Annotated in this window: 20 protein-coding genes; 7 read left to right on the top strand and 13 right to left on the bottom strand. The window is 67.4% G+C overall.

The window, feature by feature from the left end; all coding sequences use genetic code 11:
* Positions 1-4: 4 nt before the first annotated feature.
* Positions 5-1,021, bottom strand: coding sequence for a GGDEF domain-containing protein (locus AABM56_RS16040; protein WP_133863284.1), 1,017 nt, complete (start codon positions 1,019-1,021; stop codon positions 5-7).
* A gap of 245 nt (positions 1,022-1,266) precedes the next feature.
* Here AABM56_RS16040 and AABM56_RS16035 point away from each other — a divergent pair, with 245 nt between their 5' ends.
* Both AABM56_RS16035 and AABM56_RS16030 read left to right on the top strand, forming a co-directional pair.
* On the top strand, positions 1,267-1,899 hold the full coding sequence (locus tag AABM56_RS16035; RefSeq protein ID WP_133863283.1) for a DJ-1/PfpI family protein: 633 nt from the start codon (positions 1,267-1,269) through the stop codon (positions 1,897-1,899).
* A complete protein-coding gene (locus AABM56_RS16030) occupies positions 1,893-2,516 on the top strand; it encodes a glutathione S-transferase family protein (protein WP_133863282.1) in 624 nt (207 codons plus the stop codon). The genes AABM56_RS16035 and AABM56_RS16030 overlap by 7 nt, the downstream gene beginning before the upstream one ends.
* A gap of 15 nt (positions 2,517-2,531) precedes the next feature.
* Here AABM56_RS16030 and AABM56_RS16025 read toward each other — a convergent pair whose 3' ends face one another.
* Both AABM56_RS16025 and AABM56_RS16020 read right to left on the bottom strand, forming a co-directional pair.
* On the bottom strand, positions 2,532-3,392 hold the full coding sequence (locus tag AABM56_RS16025; RefSeq protein WP_347883494.1) for an ion transporter: 861 nt from the start codon (positions 3,390-3,392) through the stop codon (positions 2,532-2,534).
* 72 nt (positions 3,393-3,464) lie between these two features.
* Positions 3,465-4,451 (bottom strand): LysR family transcriptional regulator, encoded by a 987-nt coding sequence (locus tag AABM56_RS16020; RefSeq protein ID WP_133863280.1) that lies wholly within the window; start codon positions 4,449-4,451, stop codon positions 3,465-3,467.
* Between the two features lie 239 nt (positions 4,452-4,690).
* Between AABM56_RS16020 and AABM56_RS16015 the strand changes: the two genes are divergently transcribed.
* Genes AABM56_RS16015 through AABM56_RS16005 form a run of 3 tightly spaced genes read left to right on the top strand, consistent with a single transcriptional unit; the run spans position 4,691 to position 8,253 of the window.
* A complete protein-coding gene (locus AABM56_RS16015) occupies positions 4,691-5,986 on the top strand; it encodes an MFS transporter (RefSeq protein WP_347883493.1) in 1,296 nt (431 codons plus the stop codon).
* Between the two features lie 16 nt (positions 5,987-6,002).
* Positions 6,003-7,232 carry a Zn-dependent hydrolase gene (locus tag AABM56_RS16010; protein WP_133863278.1) on the top strand — a complete coding sequence of 410 codons (1,230 nt, stop codon included), beginning with the start codon at positions 6,003-6,005 and terminating at the stop codon, positions 7,230-7,232.
* A gap of 1 nt (position 7,233) precedes the next feature.
* Positions 7,234-8,253: a histone deacetylase family protein gene (locus AABM56_RS16005; protein WP_347883492.1), complete on the top strand. Its 1,020-nt coding sequence runs from the start codon at positions 7,234-7,236 to the stop codon at positions 8,251-8,253.
* 44 nt (positions 8,254-8,297) lie between these two features.
* On the opposite strand, the gene AABM56_RS16000 is transcribed toward AABM56_RS16005, so the two are convergent.
* From AABM56_RS16000 to AABM56_RS15965, 8 genes are all read right to left on the bottom strand, one after another.
* Positions 8,298-8,645 carry a cupin domain-containing protein gene (locus tag AABM56_RS16000; protein WP_007160512.1) on the bottom strand — a complete coding sequence of 116 codons (348 nt, stop codon included), beginning with the start codon at positions 8,643-8,645 and terminating at the stop codon, positions 8,298-8,300.
* Between the two features lie 102 nt (positions 8,646-8,747).
* Positions 8,748-9,776, bottom strand: coding sequence for an ABC transporter substrate-binding protein (locus AABM56_RS15995; protein ID WP_059315658.1), 1,029 nt, complete (start codon positions 9,774-9,776; stop codon positions 8,748-8,750).
* Positions 9,767-10,903: an FAD-binding oxidoreductase gene (locus AABM56_RS15990; protein ID WP_347883491.1), complete on the bottom strand. Its 1,137-nt coding sequence runs from the start codon at positions 10,901-10,903 to the stop codon at positions 9,767-9,769. Before AABM56_RS15990 ends, AABM56_RS15995 begins: the two co-directional genes overlap by 10 nt.
* Positions 10,900-12,261: an FAD/NAD(P)-binding oxidoreductase gene (locus AABM56_RS15985; RefSeq protein WP_347883490.1), complete on the bottom strand. Its 1,362-nt coding sequence runs from the start codon at positions 12,259-12,261 to the stop codon at positions 10,900-10,902. The genes AABM56_RS15990 and AABM56_RS15985 overlap by 4 nt, the downstream gene beginning before the upstream one ends.
* Positions 12,258-12,548, bottom strand: coding sequence for a (2Fe-2S)-binding protein (locus AABM56_RS15980; RefSeq protein WP_347884130.1), 291 nt, complete (start codon positions 12,546-12,548; stop codon positions 12,258-12,260). The genes AABM56_RS15985 and AABM56_RS15980 overlap by 4 nt, the downstream gene beginning before the upstream one ends.
* A 17-nt stretch (positions 12,549-12,565) precedes the next feature.
* The gene (locus AABM56_RS15975) at positions 12,566-13,360 is read right to left on the bottom strand and encodes an ABC transporter permease (protein WP_133863274.1); all 795 of its coding nucleotides are present in this window, start codon (positions 13,358-13,360) and stop codon (positions 12,566-12,568) included.
* A 4-nt stretch (positions 13,361-13,364) separates the two neighbouring features.
* Positions 13,365-14,231, bottom strand: coding sequence for an ABC transporter permease (locus AABM56_RS15970; RefSeq protein WP_347883489.1), 867 nt, complete (start codon positions 14,229-14,231; stop codon positions 13,365-13,367).
* Complete coding sequence (locus tag AABM56_RS15965; protein WP_347883488.1) at positions 14,228-15,247, bottom strand: ABC transporter ATP-binding protein; 1,020 nt, start codon at positions 15,245-15,247, stop codon at positions 14,228-14,230. The genes AABM56_RS15970 and AABM56_RS15965 overlap by 4 nt, the downstream gene beginning before the upstream one ends.
* A 239-nt stretch (positions 15,248-15,486) precedes the next feature.
* Here AABM56_RS15965 and AABM56_RS15960 point away from each other — a divergent pair, with 239 nt between their 5' ends.
* Positions 15,487-16,317: an IclR family transcriptional regulator gene (locus tag AABM56_RS15960; RefSeq protein WP_347883487.1), complete on the top strand. Its 831-nt coding sequence runs from the start codon at positions 15,487-15,489 to the stop codon at positions 16,315-16,317.
* A gap of 191 nt (positions 16,318-16,508) precedes the next feature.
* On the opposite strand, the gene AABM56_RS15955 is transcribed toward AABM56_RS15960, so the two are convergent.
* On the bottom strand, positions 16,509-16,976 hold the full coding sequence (locus AABM56_RS15955; RefSeq protein ID WP_059226744.1) for an RNA methyltransferase: 468 nt from the start codon (positions 16,974-16,976) through the stop codon (positions 16,509-16,511).
* Positions 16,977-17,072: 96 nt separating this feature from the next.
* On the opposite strand from AABM56_RS15955, the gene AABM56_RS15950 reads away from it, so the two are divergent.
* The gene (locus tag AABM56_RS15950; RefSeq protein WP_347883486.1) at positions 17,073-17,816 is read left to right on the top strand and encodes a class I SAM-dependent methyltransferase; all 744 of its coding nucleotides are present in this window, start codon (positions 17,073-17,075) and stop codon (positions 17,814-17,816) included.
* On the opposite strand, the gene AABM56_RS15945 is transcribed toward AABM56_RS15950, so the two are convergent.
* On the bottom strand, positions 17,813-18,571 hold the full coding sequence (locus tag AABM56_RS15945) for an SDR family oxidoreductase (protein WP_285386219.1): 759 nt from the start codon (positions 18,569-18,571) through the stop codon (positions 17,813-17,815). The genes AABM56_RS15950 and AABM56_RS15945 overlap by 4 nt on opposite strands.
* Positions 18,572-18,592: the final 21 nt, after the last annotated feature.

Genomic DNA, 18,592 nt, shown 5'->3' with positions numbered 1-18,592 from the left:
ACCCTCAACGGATCCAGACGGTCTGGTCCTTGCCCTGGCGCTTGGCCCGATAGAGCCCTTCGTCCGCCTGGCGCAGCAGTTCGTTCAGCGACAGCTCCGGCGTGAGCCGTAGCGCCCCGGCACTGAAGCGGATACCCAGGGGCTCGGCTTCAGCCAGGCGCCTGCGCAGGGTTTCCAGCAGCTGACTGACCCGTGCCTCGTCGAGGTCGCGGATCAGCAGCCCGAATTCCTCGCCGCCCAGCCGGCCGCCCTGCAACCGCGGATCGAGTTGATCGAGTTGCCGCGCCGTGGCGAACAGCACCTGGTCACCGACCTGATGGCCGTGGCGGTCGTTGATCTCCTTGAAGTTGTCGATGTCGAGCATGACGAAATGCCTGGGCGCCTGCTCGCTCTCGCCGCGGGCCGCGTCGACCCGCTCGAGGAGCTTGCGGCGGTTGGCGATTCCGGTGAGTTCATCGGTCTCCGCGAGAATCCGATAGCGCTCCTTGAGAATGAAGGTCCGCCGCATCCACTGGCTGTTGGCGTGGTTGTAGGCGATGCCGATGGCCAGGGTGGCGCCGACCAGCAAACCGACCAGTTGCACCGGCATGGCGGCGGGTATCAGCTGGGCCTGACCGGCGAAGAGGATGAAGGCGGCGCCGGCGAGGGTGGTCAGGTAGTGGGAGAGGCGATAGGTCAGGCCGCAGGTGCCCAGCACGACGACGATGGCGATGGGGAGATTCCAGTAGTGACCCAGAGCGCCGCCATCCTGGATCTGGATGCGAAAGGCGAGGATGAGCGCCCAGATGTTGCCCGTGAAGGTCAGACTCATCATGCGCGCGCTGCGCGCCACGCTGAGCAGGGCGCTGATCCCCAGCAACAGCAGCATCAGCGCGAAATAGCGCGCCTTGTAGGGACTGCCGATCAGCGGATTGCTCCACAGGCTCAGCGGCCACATCGCCAGCATCAGGGGCTGCAACACCAGCAGGGGCGTGCGCAGCACCCGGCGGACATGCTGCTCATAGCGAATATCGTCGTCCATCGACATCTCGGAAAGGGGTAGGGCCGCTGGACGATGGCAAATCGGCCGATGGCTCGGCCAGGGTGCGTCACTGTAATGGCTAAGTGCTAGCGCTTCCAAGTAGGGCAGGGGTGCTATTGCCCGCCTTAGAGCGGTTTGTCGATGGCCGGCCTGACTGTATGGCCAGCCTGGCGCGGCACTGTATCTGGCCGACGCCCGCCCGTGAGGCCGAGACTCTCGCTTCACCCCGCGCCTCTGGTAGCCCCATGCACCTCGCCATCCTCACCTTCGACGGCTTCAACGAACTGGACTCCCTGATCGCCCTGGGCCTCCTCAATCGCATCAAGCGTCCGGACTGGCGGGTCTCGCTGATGGCGCCGACCCCCTGCGTGACCTCCATGAACGGCGTTCGCCTGGAGCGTCAGGCCCGCTTCGACGAACTGGCGGACTGCACCGCCGTGCTGGTGGGCAGTGGCAGCCGTACCCGGGAACTGGCGCGAGACGCCGCCCTGCTGGAACAGCTGGCGGTGCTCGACCCCGGACACCAGCTGATCGGCGCCCAGTGCTCCGGCACCCTGTTGCTGGCGCGCCTCGGCCTGCTCGACGGTGTACCCGGCTGCACCGATCTCACCACCAGGCCCTGGGTGCAGGAAGCCGGCATCGAGGTGCTGGCGCAACCCTTCTTCGCCCGCGGCAACCTGGCCACCGCCGGCGGCTGCCTGGCCTCCAGCTACCTGGCGGCCTGGGCCATCGCCCGGCTGCTGGGCCGCGAGGCCGCGGCCGAGGCGCTGCATTACGTGGCACCGGTGGGCGAGAAGGAGGACTATGTGCAGCGCGCGCTCGGCAATATCGAGCCCTATCTCAGCCATCCATCCCGGGAGGTCGCCTCGGCATGCTGAAAATTCTCGGTCGCGTCTCTTCGATCAACGTCCGCAAGGCGCTCTGGTGCCTCGACGAACTGGGCCTGGGCTATGAGCGCGAGGACTGGGGCGCCGGCTTTCGCTCGGCGCAATCCGCCGAGTACCTGCAGTGGAATCCCAATGGCCAGATCCCGGTCCTGCTGGACGGCGACTTCGTGCTCTGGGAATCCAACAGCATCCTGCGCTACCTGGCCAATGCCCATGGTGGCGAAGCGTTGTATCCCACCGCGCCGCGCGCTCGGGCGCGGGTCGATCAGTGGCTGGACTGGCAGGCCTGCGAACTCAATCCGGCCTGGAGCTACGCCTATCTGGCCCTGGTGAAGCAGCAACCACCGCAGCCCGATCCCCAGCGCCTGGCGCAAGGTGTCGCCGCCTGGAACGAGCGCATCGCCATTCTGGAAGCGCATCTGGCGCAGCACGGCCCCTATGTGGCCGGCGAACACTTCAGCCTGGCCGACATCGCCCTCGGCCTGTCGCTGCACCGCTGGCGGTTCACTCCGATCGAGCGCTTCGCGACGCCGGCGATCGCGGCCTATCTCGAACGTCTGGCCACGCGCCCGGCCTGGGCCTGCTATGCCAGCGACACCACGCCCTGAGACGCAGCGTCCGGCCTAGTGGGCTGACTCCTCCGGCTGGCTCTTCTCAGTAGGAGGGAACAGCGGATTGCCGCAGCGATTGCAAAAGGAGGAGTCGGGCTCGTGGGTAGGCTTCTGGCAGCGTGGACAGTCGCGCTGTAGCGTGGCACTGCGCATGGCGTTGGCCAGCTCCGCGGTAAAGATGCCGGTGGGCACGGCGATGATCGAATAACCGGTGATCATGATCATGCCCGCCAGGGTCTGGCCCAGCGCCGTCTTGGGCACCATGTCGCCGAAGCCCACGGTGGTCAGGGTCACCACTGCCCAGTAGATGCTGCGCGGGATGCTGGTAAAGCCGTTGGGCGGTCCTTCGATGACGTACATGAAGGTGCCGAACATGGTCACCAGGGTGCAGATGGCCAGCAGGAAGACGGTGATCTTCTGCCGGCTGCTGCTCAGCGCCACCATCAGGAAATCCGCCTGGCTCAGGTAGGGCGTCAGCTTGAGCACGCGGAACACCCGCATCATCCGCAGCACCCGGATGACGAGGAAATACTGGGCATCGGGCATCAGCAGGGCGATAAAGGCCGGCAGCACGGCCAGCAAATCGATGAAGCCATAGAAACTGGTGACGTACTGGCGCGGTCGGGGCGCGCAGATCACCCGCAGCAGGTATTCGATTGCGAAGAGACCGGTAAAGATCCATTCCAGTCCATAGAGCCAGCTGCCGTAGCGCAGATGGATGGCCTGGATGCTGTCCAGCATCACCACGCCCAGGCTGGCCATGATGACCGCCAGCAGCAGGGTGTCGAAGAGTCTTCCGGCCGGGGTGTAGGTGTGGAAGATGATGATGTACAGGCGCTCGCGCCAGGTGCCTGGGCGAGGGTAGGGATCCATGGGAGCTCCTTAGCAGGGATATCCAACGGATCAGCATAGCAAGACCCTTCCCGTGGACCGAGTGAAAGCGCCCTAGAGCCGCGCGGCCACCTCGGTGGTCGCCAGCAGATGCTGGAAGCCTTCCAGCAGCGCCGTTTCCGCCTGGGTCATGCGCTGCTCGCGGTGCCAGAGCAGGTGCACGTCGACATCGGCCACGCCTTCGCCAGGCGGCAGTCGCCAGAGTTCGCCGGCGGCCACGTCATCGGCCACTACATGCTGGGGCAGACAGCCGATGCCGTAACCGGCGCCGACCAGGCGGCGGATTTCTTCGAGGCTGGGTGAGGAAGCGACGATCCGTCCGGTGAAGCCCTGCTGATCGCGAAAGATGGTGAGCGGCGAGAGGCTGCCGCCAATCTGGTCGCTGGTGAAACTGACGAAGTTCTCGCCCTGCAGATCGGCCAGCGACAGGTCACTGCGCCCGAATAGGGGATGGCGACGTCCGCAGAAAAAGGCATAGCGCTGCTGCAACAGCACCCGTTGCTCCAGTTTTGGCTGAGGAATACGGCAGAGGGCGAGGCCCAGGGTCGCGGTCTTCTGCAGCAGGGAGCTGATGATGTCCGAGCTGCGCATCACGTCGATCTCCAGTTCCACCCGCGGAAAGCGGCGGTGGAAGTCGGCGAGGAAGTCGTCGTAGCAGCGCGACTGGATACGGCTGATGGTGAGCATCCGCACCTTGCCCACCACGGTTTCCGTTGAGCGCTCCAGCGCAGCGCCGAGGCGGGAGACGTTGCCATAGAGGTCGCTGGCGATGCGGGCCACCTCTTCGCCGGCCTCGGTGAGGGCGAAGCGCGGCCCCCGGCGAATGATCAGCCCGCGATCGAGTTGTTCCTCCAGCCGTTTGAGAGCCTGGCTGACGGCTGGCTGAGTCAGGTGCAGCCGCGCGGCCGCACGACTCACGCTGCCCTCCTGAACGATCACCAGATAGGTGCGCAGGAGATTCCAGTCCAGCCGATCGTTGAGAAAACGCCGGCCGTCTGGCAAGGGCGCGGGGGAGAGCGGTTCATCCTGATTATTAGCCATGCTTATAGATAGGTATAAGAATTAGAAAATTGACTAATCTTAGCCCGCTAAGGGATAACGACGTCAAGGCGCCCTAGAACGCTCCTGCATTCTTCTCTCTCTCCTGCCCAACAAGAACGATACCCCCAGGAGTGCTGCGTCCATGTCTCCCTGATCGCCCCTGCCCATCGCTCTCCGTGCGTCCGGCCTTTGATCCGCCGCGCCGCTTCCTTTTCCGGCAGTCGATAGGAGCACCCTGCATGCCGTCCACCTCACCGCGTCACCAACCCAGGCGCGCCGCCGCCGCTGCCTTCGTGGGCACCACCATCGAGTGGTACGACTACTACATCTTCGCCACCGCCGCCGCGCTGGTCTTCGGCCAGCTGTTCTTTCCCTCCGAAGACCGCTTGCTGAGCACCCTGGCCGCCTTCGGCACCTTCGCCGTGGGGTTCTTCGCCCGGCCATTGGGTGGCCTGGTCTTCGGCCATATCGGCGACCGCATCGGCCGCAAGAAATCCCTGATCGTCACCCTGCTGATGATGGGCGTGGTCACCGTGCTCATCGGCGTACTACCCACCTACAGCCAGGCCGGCGTCTGGGCGCCGATCCTGCTGATCCTGCTGCGAGTGGTGCAGGGCATCGCCGTGGGTGGCGAATGGGGCGGCGCCGTGCTGATGGCCGGCGAGCATGCACCGGCCGGTCGACGGACCTTTTTCGCCTCCTTCGCCCAGTGGGGCAGCCCGGCCGGCCTGATCCTGTCGATCATCGCCTTTCGTAGCGTCACCAGCCTGCCGGAAGAGGACCTGCTCGACTGGGGCTGGCGCCTGCCGTTCCTGGCCAGCGCGCTGCTGCTGGTGGTCGGCCTGGCCATCCGCCTGGGCGTGGACGAGTCCCCCGAGTTCGCCGAGATGAAGGAGCGCCAGGAAACGGCCAAGACGCCGGCGGCCGAAGTGCTGCGCACCGCCTGGCGTCCGCTGCTGCTGTGCATCGGTGCCAATACCCTGGGCATCGCCGGGGTCTATTTCACAAACACCTTCATGCTCAGCTACACCACCCAGGTGCTGGAGTTGTCGCGCTCGCTGATCCTTGATTGCCTGCTGTTCGTCGCCCTCATCCAGTTCCTGGTCCAGCCGCTGGCCGCGCTGCTCGCCGAGCGTATGGGCAGCGCACGTTTCCTGCTGTTGATCGCGGCCCTGGCCATGGCCTCGCCCTATCCGATGTTCGTGCTGGTCAAGACCGGCTCGGCGCCGCTGATCGTGCTGGGAATCGCCCTGGCGGCCGCCTGCATGGCGTCCTTCTATGCGGTGATCGCCGGCTTCGTCAGTGGCGTCTTCGCTACCCGGGTGCGCTACACCGCCATCTCCATGGCCTACCAGGTCTGTGGCGCCATTGCCGGTGGCCTGACCCCCATGGTCGGCACCCTGTTGGCCCATCGCTTCACGGGCGAGTGGTGGCCGCTGGCGGTCTTCTACTCCCTGCTGGCCGGCCTGTCGCTGCTGTGCGTGGCGGCTCTGGCGCGCCGTCGGGAGGCCACTGCCCATGTCTCTCCCGCCTGATTACAAGGAATCCAGTATGTATCGAATTGATGGCGAGCGCCTCTGGCAGAGTCTGGCCGCCATGGCCGAGATCGGTCCGGGCGAGGCCGGGGGCAGCAGTCGCCTGGCCCTGAGCGAAGAAGATCGCCAGGGGCGGGCGCTGTTCAGCCAGTGGTGCGTGGCCGCCGGCCTCAGCCTGGCGGTGGACCCCATCGGCAACCTGTTCGCCCGTCGTCCGGGGCTTGATGACCAGGCCGCGCCGGTGGTCATGGGCAGCCATCTGGACACCCAACCCAAGGGCGGGCGCTTCGATGGCGTCTATGGCGTGCTCGCCGGGCTGGAGGTGATGCGCAGCCTGAACGACGCGGACATCCAGACCGACCGACCCCTGGAACTCGCCGTCTGGACCAACGAGGAGGGTGCCCGCTTCACGCCGGCCATGCTGGGTTCCGCAGTCTTCACCGGGCAGTTGCCCCTGGCCGAGGCCCTGGCGACCTGCGACCGTGACGGCATCTCCGTGGCCACGAGTCTGGAACGTACCGGCTATGCCGGCGACCAGCCGTTGGGGCGGCCCTTCGATAGCTATTTCGAGGCCCATATCGAGCAGGGCCCGGTGCTCGAAGACGAAGGCCTGGCCGTGGGCGTGGTCACCGGGGGCCAGGCGATCTGCTGGCTCGACGTGTGCGTCCACGGCACCGCGGCCCACGCCGGCACCACACCCATGGCCAGGCGCCGGGATGCCCTGTTCGGCGTCGGCCGGATGCTGGCGGCGCTGGAGGATCTGGCTTCTCGCTTCGGTGACGGACTGGTCACCGTAGGGCAACTGGACGTGGCGCGCTCCTCGCGCAACACCATCGCCGGCGAGGTGCACTTCACCCTGGACCTGCGTCACCCCCAGGACCAGACCCTGGCAGCGCTGGAAACCGCCGCACGCGAATGCCTGGCCGCCGTGGCCGACGAGCGCGGCTTGTCGCTGGACGTCCAGCGGCACTGGCTGAGCCCTGCTACCCCCTTTGCCGCCGACTGCGTCGCCGCCGTGCGCGAGGCGGTCCAGGCGCTCGGCTATCCCCACCGCGACATCATCAGCGGCGCCGGTCACGACGCCATCCACCTGGCCAGGCACTGCCCCACGGCGATGATCTTCATCCCCTGTGCCGGCGGCCTGAGCCACAACGAGGCCGAATCGGCCAGTTTCGATGACGTCCGCCGCGGCGCCGACGTCCTGTTCAATGCCGTGCTGGCCCGCGCGGGCCGTCAGGAGAGATGACATGAAGACCTTTTTCCATCCCGATCAGCGCCTGCATCATCCGCGCAGCTACCTGTCCCGTGGCCAGATGCGCACCCCCCAGGAAGTGCCGGCCCGCCTCGACGCCCTGCTGGCCGCGGTGGAGCGGCTGGGCTATCCCCTCGAACAGCCGGCGGATCACGGCCGCGCGCCGCTGCATGCCGTGCACGGCGAGGCCTATGTGACCTACCTGGAGAATGCCTATCGCGACTGGCACCAGGTGCCCGAGGACTGGGGTGACGAGGTGATGTCGAACATCTATGTCCGCGAGAACAACCCGCTGCGTGGCATCCTCGGCCAGACCGCCCGCTACCTGGCGGACGGCAGTTGCCCGATCGGCGCCCAGACCTGGGCCGCCGTCTATGGCTCCGCCCAGAGCGCCATCGCCGCGGCGTGCTGCGTGCGGGACGGCGCACCAGCCGCCTATGCCCTCTGCCGCCCACCGGGGCACCATGCCCGCGCCGAGGCGGCCGGTGGCTTCTGCTACCTGAATGGCGCCGCCATCGCGGCCCAGGAGTTGCGCGCGCGCTTCGCTCGGGTCGCCATCCTCGATACCGACATGCACCACGGCCAGGGTATCCAGGAAATCTTCTATGACCGGGACGACGTCTGCTACCTGTCAATCCATGGCGATCCGACCAATTTCTATCCGGTGGTGGCCGGTTTCGCCGATGAACGCGGCAGCGGGCGGGGCGAGGGCTGCAACCTCAATCTGCCGATGCCCCACGGCGCCTCCGAGGCAGACTTCTTCGCCCGGCTGGAGGAAGCCGAGGCGGCGCTGCGGCTGTGGGCGCCGGACGTGCTGGTGCTGTCCCTCGGCTTCGACATCTATGAAAACGATCCGCAGTCCAAGGTGGCGGTGAGTCAGGCGGGATTCGGCGTGCTGGGCGAAAGGATCAAGGCCCTGGGACTGCCCACGGTGATCGTGCAGGAAGGGGGGTACGACCTGGACACCCTGAGCGACAACGCCGAGCGCTTCTTCCGCGGCTTCGACGGGCGCTGAAGCTAAAGCCTGGGCCCCGGCAGCGGTGCCGGGGCCTGGCGGTATCAGGCAAACACGAAATACTTGCGCACCGTCTCGACCACTTCCCAGGTGCCCTTCATGCCGGGTTCGACGACGAAGATGTCGCCGGCCTTGAGGTGAATGGGTTCCTGGCCATCGGGGGTGATGATGCAGTACCCCTCCTGGAAGTGGCAGTACTCCCACTTCACGTAGTCGACGCGCCACTTGCCGGGGGTGCAGATCCAGGTGCCCATGATCTTGCTGCCGTCATCGGAGGTGTAGGCATTGAGGTTGACGGTATGGGGCTCGCCTTCGATGCGCTCCCATTTGCAGGCATCGACCACGGGCAGGGGTTGGGTGTCGCGCAGAACGGTGATGGGCGGGTTGGCCATGGCGGCTCTCCTGGTGATGGAAGCCGCCAAGGGTGAGGGGTCGCCCCGGACCGGAGTTGTCCAGGGTCGACATCCAGCGGTGCGTTTGCGCTGTTGGAGCGACTAGCGCTCCACCTGCCGGTTCCAGCGGGCGTTCCACTGCGGCCGTACCTTGTTGACTTCATCCCAGTCGATGGTCACGGCGGTCTTTAGGTAGTTCTGCATGGCGTCCACCTGGCCGCGGGTCTTGTCGGTGGTGGGGGTGTTGGGGTTGGACGGGATCTGGTCGCCCAGTTCCAGCGCCGGCGCCTGGGCTTCGGGCGTCAGCAGGTATTCCGCCAGCTGCTGGGCCAGCTCCGGCTGGTCGTTGTTGGCGGTCACGCATTCGGCGACGTTGAGCACCACGGCGCCTTCTTTGGGCGGCGCGTATTCCACCGGGATGCCCTTGAGCTTGAGCGCGGTGACCTGGGTGGGCGTGAGCGGGAACAGCGCCGCCTCGTCGGTCTGCACCATCTCCGAGAGCTTGGCCGAACTGGGGATGTACTCCAGCACATTGGGGCCGACGGTGGTGGGCCAGGCCTTGAAGCCGGGGTCGACGTCCTGCTCGGTGCCGCCCTTGAGGCGGTTGAACATCAGGAAGCCGTGCAGGCCGAAGGTGGACGAGGACAGCGACTGGAACACCACCTTGCCCTTGTACTTGGGATCGGCGAGGTCCGCCCAGGAGGTCGGCGCTGCCCAGCCCTTTTCCTTGAACAGCCGGCTGTTGTAGGCAAGCCCTGTCACGCCCAGGCTGACGGCGGCCGCCTGGTCCTTGATCTTGGCCTTGTCGGGGATCTGCGCCAGGCTCGCGCTGGGCTTGAGCGGGCTGCACAGATTCATGCCGATGGCGCGGTACATGATGCCGTCGTCGAGAAACATCACGTGGATCGGCGGCTTCTGCGGACTGGCCTGGACCTTGGCGAGGATGTCCGCCGAGGTGCCGGGCACGATCACCACCTTTACGTTGTGCGCCTTCTCGAAGGCGGGCAGCACGCTGTCGGCATAGAGGCGCTCCATGGTGCCGCCGTTCATGCCGAGGTAGAGCGTCGGTTCGGCCACGGCGGCCAGGGGCAGGCCGGCGAGGGCCACGAGCAGGGCGGGGGTCAGGCGCATGATTGGGAACTCCTGGGCTGGGAAGGGAAACGGGCGATGGAAAAGGCCTGCAGGCTGTGCCGGGGCGCGCCCTGCAGGATGCACTCGGCCAAGGCTTCGCCAACCGCCGGCCCGATCTGGAAGCCCGCGCCGGCAAAGCCGAAGCCGTGCAGCAGGCCGGGGGTGGTAAGACTGGGGCCGAGTACCGGCTGGTGATCCGGCAGATAGCCCTCGACGCCGCTCCAGGTGCGGATCGCCTGGGCGCCGGTGAGGGCCGGATAGAGTTCGGCGGCGTTCCTGAGGATGTCGAGGATGGCCAGCTGGCCGGGGCGGGCGCGGTCGGCGTCCAGTGCGAAACCGCGCCCGCCGCCCAGCACGCAATTGCCGCGCGCCACCTGGCGGGCATAGATGCCGCCGCCTTCCACGCCGGTGCTGGCGGTCATGAAGGGCGGCAGCGGTTCGGTCACCAGCATGGCCGGATGGGCCGCGGTGAGGGGGACCGGCTCGCCGAAGCGGGCGGCCAGCTCCGCGGCCCAGGCGCCGGCGCAATTCAGCAGCCAGGGCGCGCTCAAGGTCAGGCCGCTGTCGGTACGGAGCTGGAAGCGCTGGCCGTCGTGCTCGACGGCGGTCACGGCGGTGCGCTCGAAAATCTGCGCGCCCGCCCGGCCAGCCGCCCGGGCGAAGGCCGGGGAGACCAGGCGTGGATTGGCGTGGCCATCCTCCGGGCAGAAGGAGGCGCCCACGGCGATGTCGCCGACCCAGGGAAAGCGCCGGCGCAATTCGCTCCGGTCGAGCAGTTGCAGATCGAGGTCGAAGCCCTGGCTGGCCTGGGCATAGGCCTGCAGGGAGGCGAAGTCGGTGTCGCTGCGGGCCAGCTTGAGGTGGCCGGATCTGAGGTATTCGCCATCGGTACCCAGCAGGTCCTGCAGACCGCCCCAGAGCTGATGGGCGCGACTGGACAGCGGCAATTGCACCAGCGGGCGGCCCTGGCGGCGTACCCCGCCGTAGTTGACGCCACTGGCCTGGGCGCCGCAGAAGTTGCGTTCCAGCAGGGCGACGCGCTGGCCGCCCTGGGCCAGAAACAGCGCCGCGCTGCTGCCGACGATGCCGCCGCCGATGATCAGGACATCCACGTCCAGCCGGCTCATGGCGCCAGCTCCACGCCGAAGGGCAGCGGCTTGATCGGCGCCTGGGCGCGCAACCGGCCGATCTGGTCCAGCGGCCGACCACTGGCGCAGGCGATCAGCTCGGCCGCCGCCGCGCCGCAGATGCGGCCCTGACAGCGGCCCATGCCGACCCGGCAGGTGGCCTTGACTCTGTTGATCTCCCAATGGCCCTGGGCCACGGCGGCGCGGATCTCGCCGGCGCTGACCTGTTCGCAGCGACAGACCATGAGTTCGTCCGGCGCCTTGGTCGCCCAGTCCGCGGGGAAGGGGAAGGCCCGCTCCAGGCCCTGGCGAAAGACCTCGAAGCGTGCCAGGCGTGCCTGCAGGGCCTGGATACGTGCCCTGTCCACCGGCACGTCACGATCCTCCAGCAGACTCAGGGCCGCCAGTTCGCCCGCCAGTTCGGCGGCATCGGCGCCCTGGATGCCGGCGCCGTCGCCGGCCAGGTAGACCCCGGTCTGACTGCTGCGTCCACCACTGTCCCGTACCGGCAACCAGGCCCGGTTGAGAACGCTCCAGGCGAAGTCGCACCCCAGCAGGTCGGCCAGCTGGGTCTCGCTGCGCAGCGTCTGGCCGAAGCCCAGCGCATCGCACTCCAGTCGATGCGCTTCGCCGTCGGCGGCGCGCCAGCGCACGGCTTCCACCCGGCGCTCGCCCTCGACCGCCAGGAGATCGGCGCCCTGGTGCACGGGTACGCCGTGCAGCCCCAGCCAGCTGCGGTAGTAGAGGCCCTTGGCGAAGGTGGCCGGCTGGCCGAGCAGGGCCGGGGTGGCCGCGGCCTGGTCGCGGAAGGGCGCGCTGTCCAGCACCGCCAGTGGCTTGGCCCCGGCCTTGGCGTATTGATAGGCGACGAGATAGAGCAGCGGACCGGTACCGGCCAGCACCGGGCGGCTGCCGATGGCGCAGCCCTGGAACTTGAGCGCCACCTGGGCGGCGCCCAGGCTGTAGACGCCCGGCAGCGTCCAACCCGGCACCGGCAGGATACGGTCGGTGGCACCGGTGGCGACGATCACCTGGTCGAAGGCCAGGCGATCGACATAGCGGCCCTGGCTGAGGGTATCCAGGGCGCGCGCTTCGGCATTCCACACCAGGGTGTCGGGTCGATAGTCCAGCTTTGCCTGCGCGGCCTCCAGCGCGCCGTGCAGCGCCTGGGCCTTGCCCGCTTCGAAGCCGTACAGCGCCTTGATCGGACGCTGGAAATTACCCGGTTGCTGGCGATAGATCTGGCCGCCGCCGCGGGCGCTTTCGTCCAGCAGCACCGGCTCAAGGCCATGGGCGACCAGGGTCTGGGCCGCGCGAATGCCCGCTGGCCCGGCGCCCACCACCACGACGGCGCTCACAGCGGCCGCCCTGGATCGCGGCTGACCTGCTGGCCCGCTTCGAGAAAGGTGGCGCAGGCCCGCACCCGGCGGCCGTCGGCCAGGCGCACCCAGCAGTCCTGGCAGGCGCCCATCAGACAGAAGCCGGCTCGGGGTTCGCCGCCGAAGTCGCTGCCGCGCAGGTGATCGCTCTGGGTCAGGATGGCGGTGAGCAGGGTGTCGCCCTGCAGGCCCTCGGCCGGCTGGCCGTCGAGGGTGAAGGCCAGGGTCGGGCGGTCGCATTCGGCCACCCGCTTGAGCAGTGCCATGGACGGGTCTCGGCTGTTCATTGTTTGCCCACCAGCACGCGATCCAGGCCATAGATGCGGTCGAGCAGGATCATGGTGGCCGCGGTCAGGGCGATCACCAGCGCCGACACCGCCGCCATCATCGGATCGATGGATTCGGTGGCGTAGACGTACATCCGCACCGGCAGGGTCTGGGTCGCCGGAGAGGTGACGAAGATCGACAGGGTGACCTCGTCGAAGCTGTTGATGAAGGCCAGCAGCCAGCCGCCGGCCACCCCGGGCAGGATCATCGGCAGGGTGATGCGGCAGAACAGCGTGGTACGACTGGCGCCCAGGCTCTCGGCGGCCTGCTCGGCGCTGCGGTCGATGCCGATAGCGGCGGCGATCACCAGGCGCAGCACATAGGGGGTGATCACCACCACGTGGGCCAGCACCAGCCAGCTGAAGCTGCCATTCACCCCCAGCAGGGCGAACAACCGCAGCATGGCCACGCCCAGCACCAGGTGCGGGATGATGATCGGCGAGAGAAACAGGCCATTGAGAAAGCCCTGGCCGGGAAAGCGGTAGCGGGTGATGGCCAGGCCCGCCGGCACCGCGATCAGCGTCGCCAGGGTGGCCGACAGCGCCGCCAGCTGCAGGCTGTTGTAGAAGGCGGTGAGGAAATCCGCCCGCTCGAACACGGCGGCGAACCAGCGCAGCGAGAAGCCGGAAGTGGGCAGGCTGAGGGTGTTTTCCGGGGTGAAGGCCACCAGGCAGACCACCACCAGCGGCGCCAGCATGAAGACCATCACCAGGGTATGGAAGGCGAGCCCGAGCGGGCCGTTGCGGGTCATGAGGTCAGACTCCCAGGGCACGTTTGTAGCGGCGTTCCACCAGGCGATTCCAGCCCAGCATCACCAGCAGGTTGAGCAGCAGCAGGGCCACCGCCAGGGTGGCGCCCATCGGCCAGTTGAGTTCCGCCAGGTACTGGTCGTAGATCAGGGTGGCGACCATCTTCAGCCGGCGTCCGCCCAGCAGGCCGGGAATGGCGAAGGAGCTGGCGGCCAGGCCGAAGACGATCAGCGTCCCCGACAGCACCCCGGGCATCACCTGGGGCAGCACGATGCGCCGCAGCACCGTCAGGTGACTGGCGCCCAGGGACAGCGCGGCCTGTTCGGCGGCGGGATCGAGTTTCTGCAGCGAGGTCCAGACCGGGATGATCATGAAGGGCAGCATCACGTGGACCAGGCCGACGATCACCGCGAAGGGGGTGTAGAGCAGCTTCAGCGGGCGCCCGCCCAGGGCCATGATGGCCTGGTTGACCAGGCCGTCGGCGCCCAGCAGCAGACTCCAGCCAAAGGCGCGCACCACCACCGAGATCAGCAGCGGCGTCAGCACCAGGATCAGGAAGATCGAGCGCCAGGGCGCGCCCATGCGACTGAGGACGATGGCCTCCGGTACCCCGATCAGCACGCAGAGCAGGGTGACCAGGGCGCTGATCCAGAAGGTGCGCAGGAAGATCTCGTAGAAGTAGGGATCGCCCAGCAGGCTCAGGTAGTGCGCCAGGGTGTAGCTGCCTTCCTTGATCCCGGTCTCGTAGTCGAAGACGTTGAAGGACAGCGCCAGGGTCAGCGCCAGGGGCGCCAGTAGCAGTCCGGCGAATAGCACCAGGGCCGGGGCGCTGAGCAGGTAGGCGCGACCGGTGCCGCGCAGCAGGGTGCTCATGCGGCGGCCTCCGCGGCTTCCAGGCGGCGCAGCAGACCGTCGTCCCAGTGCAGCCCGACGCGCTGCCCTTCGTCCAGCGGCGGCAGCCCGTCGTTGCTGCGCAGCACCGACACTTCGCCCAGCGCCGTCTCCAGCCGATACAGCCACTGGCTGCCGAGGAAGAAACGGGTCAGCACCCGTCCTTGCAGACGCCCCTCACCGGCGGGGCGTAGCTCGATCTTTTCCGGCCGCAGCGAGATCGCCAGGGCGCCGCCCGCGGTGATCTGTGGCCGACCCTGGGCATCCAGGCTGCCGGGCAGCAGATTGGCCTTGCCGACGAAGTCGGAGATGAATCTGTTGCGCGGATGTTCGTAGAGCCGATAGGGCGCATCGACCTGGGTGATGCGCCCGGCCTCCATCACCACCACCCGGTCGCTGATGGACAGCGCCTCGGACTGGTCGTGGGTCACCATCAGGGTGGTGATGCCCACCTCGCGCTGGATGCGGCGGATCTCGAATTGCATCTCTTCGCGCAGATGGGCGTCCAGGTTGGACAGCGGCTCGTCCAGCAGCAGCACCGGGGGGGCTATCACCAGCGCTCTGGCCAGGGCGACCCGCTGGCGCTGTCCACCGGAAAGTTCGCGCGGATAGCGCTCGGCGTGCGGGCCCAGGTGCACCAGGCCCAGGGCTTCCTCGACGCGCCGCGCCAGTTCGGCGCCCGCTACCTTGCGCATGCGCAGGCCGAAGGCGACGTTGTCGCGCACCGTCATGTGGGGAAACAGCGCATAGCTCTGGAAGACCACCCCGAGGCCGCGACTGGCCGGTTTGGCGTGGGTGATGTCCTGGCCGTCGAGCAGGATGCGCCCGCTGCTGACGTCGACGAAGCCGGCGATCATCTGCAGGGTGGTGGTCTTGCCGCAGCCGGAGGGGCCGAGCAGGGAGACGAATTCGCCGCGCTCGATGGCCAGGGTCGAATCGGCCACCGCGTAGCTGTCGCCGTAGCGCTTGCTGAGATTGTCGAGAGTCAGGAAAGCCATGGCCGCAATGCTCCTCCGGTCGCGCCCACTGGAGAGGTGGGCAAGGTTTTGGCAGGGCGAAAGACAGCCTGGATCTGGGACGTTGGCGCTCGCTCGACTGGCGGCGTCCGGTGATTGTGAGTATCGCCCTATGGACCTGAAGGTAAGGGCGACCTAGGATGCAGGACAAGCATGTTTTTCACTGAATGAACTCTTTTTTCAGTTTTATTCATTCAGTGAAATATTTTGGAGCGCGGTAGATGGAAGATTCCAGTGAAAGAAAGACAGCGGCAGGTGAGGTAGGTGTTGGCGCCATCAGCCGGGTGTTCGCCGTGGTGCGCGCCCTGGGTGAGGGTGATCCCGAGGGGGAAAAGGTCACCCGCCTCGCCGAGCGCGTGGGCCTGTCGCAACCCACCACCCACCGGCTGCTGCGGGGCCTGGTGGAAGAGGGCATGGTCGAGCAGTGCGGCCGCAGCAAGAGATACCGCCTGAGCCTGGACTTCTTCGCCCTGGCGGCCCGCGCCGGCCAGGTCGGCAACCTGCGCGACCTGGCGCGGCCGAGTCTGCTGCGGCTGTCGGCGTCCCTGGGTGACTCGCTGTTCCTGCTGGCGCGCAGCGGCTTCGACGCCATGTGCCTGGATCGCAGCGAAGGGCCCTATCCGATCCGCACCTTCACCGGCGACATCGGCGGTCGCGTGCCCCTGGGCGGCGGCCAGGGCGCCCTGGCGATCCTGGCCTTCCTGCCCGAGGAAGAGCGCGACGAGGTGATCCGCTACAACCTGCCGCGGCTGCGCGATGCCCATCATTACGATGAGGTGCTGCTGCGCGCCGAAATCGACAACGTCCGCCAACAGGGCTACGCCGCGCGCAACACCGGGGTGCTGGCCGGCATGGCGGGCCTCGCCGTACCTATCCTCGACCGCAATGGCCGGGCGGTGGCGGCGCTGAGCGTGGGCACCCTGAGCGAACGCCTCAACCCCCAGCGCCTGCCCACGGTGATCGAACTGCTCAGGCGCGAAGCCGGGGTGATCGCCGCGCGCATCAACCCCTTCGATCCGGTCTTGCGCCGGCCGACCCAAGGGTTTGGCTGAAAGGGGTTAGAGCCTGTTCAAAGCCTCGCGAGCGAGAGACAAACAAGGCCTAGGCGGCCCCGCGAAAATAGCTGAGGAAGCGGGTCGGACTCGCGCTCGAGTTTACGAATGGTAAATGAGCATTGCGACGGGGCCGCCCAGGGCCTTTTCAACGCAGTTTGGCCGACGCGCAGCAAGCTTTGAATAGGCTCCTAGAACAGCGGACCGGAGCGGGTGTTATTGCCCTTCGCCAGGCGGTCATAGAGCACCACATTGACCGTGGCCGCCAGATTCATGCAGCCCTGGGTGGGGATGTACACCACGTCCTCGCACCAGTCGCGCAGCTCCTGGCTCAGCGAACCGTCCTCCGAGCCGAACAGATAGAGCGCGCGATCGGGATGGGTGTATTCGGGCAGCGGCCGGGCGCCATCGACCAGCTCCACCGCCACCGGTACACACCCTAGCGGCAGGATGCGGCGCAGGTCGTCGATGTTGATCAGCGGAATGTCCTGGTGGACCTTCTTGGTGTCGGTGACGAAGTCCTTGGCGCGGTCGTAGCGGGTGCCGGTATAGAACACCGAGGCCACCCCGTAGCAGCCCGCCGCCCTCATGATGGACCCGACGTTGGACGGCGACTTGGGGTTGCTCAGGCCGATGCAGGCGTATCTCTTGTTGCTCACGTCAGGGACTCTCGGGAAAACCGCCAGTATAAGGCGTCGAAGCTTGCAGAAACCGACTAAGATGCGCGCCCGCGTCTCCAGCCCCGAGCCCCTGCGATGTCCGCCACCGCCCTCTACACCGACCTGTCGGCCTACTACGACCTGCTCTGCGCCGACATCGACTACCGGGCCCAGAGCCAGGCGGTGCTGCGCCTGCAGCGACTGTTCGGCAACGGTGGCAGTCGTCATCTCGACCTCGCCTGCGGCACCGGCCCCCATCTGCGGCACTTCCTCGATGCCGGCTTCCAGAGCAGCGGGCTGGACCTCAATCCGCCGATGCTGGCTCAGGCCGCGCTGCGTTGCCCCGAGGCCGAATTCTCCTGCCAGGACATGTGCGCCTTCGAGCTGGAGCGGCCGGCCGATCTGATCACCTGCTTTCTCTACTCCCTGCACTACAGCGGCAGCCTTGCACGGCTCCAGGCGTGCCTGACGCGGGTCCGGGCGGCCCTGACTCCTGGCGGCCTGTTCTGCTTCAACGCCGTCGACAAGCGCCGCATCGACAATGCCTCCAGCGTCGGCCACAGCGTCGAACGGGCCGATGGCCACTTCAGCTTCGCCTCCGCCTGGCACTACCCGGGCGAGGGCGAACACCAGCAACTCCGCCTGCGCATCGAACGCCGCCACGCCGGCGCGCAGCAGACCTGGCAGGACGAACACCCCATGGTGGCGGTGGACTTCCCCGAACTGCTGGCCCTGCTGGAGCCGCAGTTCGATGTGCAGGTGCTGGAGCACGACTACCAGCGCATCGAACCCTGGGCCGGCGAGGCGGGTAATGCGCTGTTCGTCTGCGTCAGGCGCTAGTGGGCATGGGCATGCATCCCACCATCCACTGCGATGACATCGCCGGTGAGGTAGCGCGCCAGCGGTGAGGCGAGAAAGGCCACCACCTGGCCCACGTCTTCCGGCTCGCCGAAATAGCCGATGGGAATGTGCCGGGCGATAAAGGCCTGGCGCGCCTCGGGCGTCGGATGCAGCCGCTGCAGGATCTGCTCGGAATTGATCCGCCCCGGGGCGATGGTGTTGACCGTGATGCCCTCGACCGCCAGCTGACTCGCCAGCCCCTTGGACCAGAACTGGATCGCCGCCTTGGCCGTCCCGGCGCCGTTCACGTCCCGTGGCTCCATGCTGCCGCTGAAATTGACGATGCGTCCCCAACGCCTTTCGCGCATTCCACCCAGCAGCGCCTGGGTCAGGCGACGCGTGGCGGTGAAGTTGAGATTCCAGGCTTCGTCCCAGGCCGCATCGTCCGCCATCACTGAAAGCGGTCGTGTGCCGCCGGCGTTATTGACCAGGATATCCACCCGGCCCAGCCCTTCCTCCGCTTCCCGTGCCAGGCGCTGGACGTCTTCGGCGTCGGTGATATCCGCCACGATCACCAGCGGCCGGGCATGACCCGCCGCGGCAATCTCCTCGGCCAGGTCCTCCAGGGCGTCCCGCCGCCGCGCGGTGATCGCCAGCCGAACGCCTTCGGCCGCCAGGACGCGGGCGATGCCAGTGCCTATGCCCATGCTGGCGCCGGTCACCAGGGCAGTACGGTCGTGCAGTTGCAGATCCATGATCGATTCTCCACTTCAGGG

The organism is Pseudomonas aestiva (assembly GCF_039908605.1).
Lineage (GTDB): Bacteria > Pseudomonadota > Gammaproteobacteria > Pseudomonadales > Pseudomonadaceae > Chryseomonas > Chryseomonas aestiva.
The sequence above is the reverse complement of the archived record's forward strand: the minus strand, read 5'-3'. Positions and strand labels throughout refer to the sequence as shown.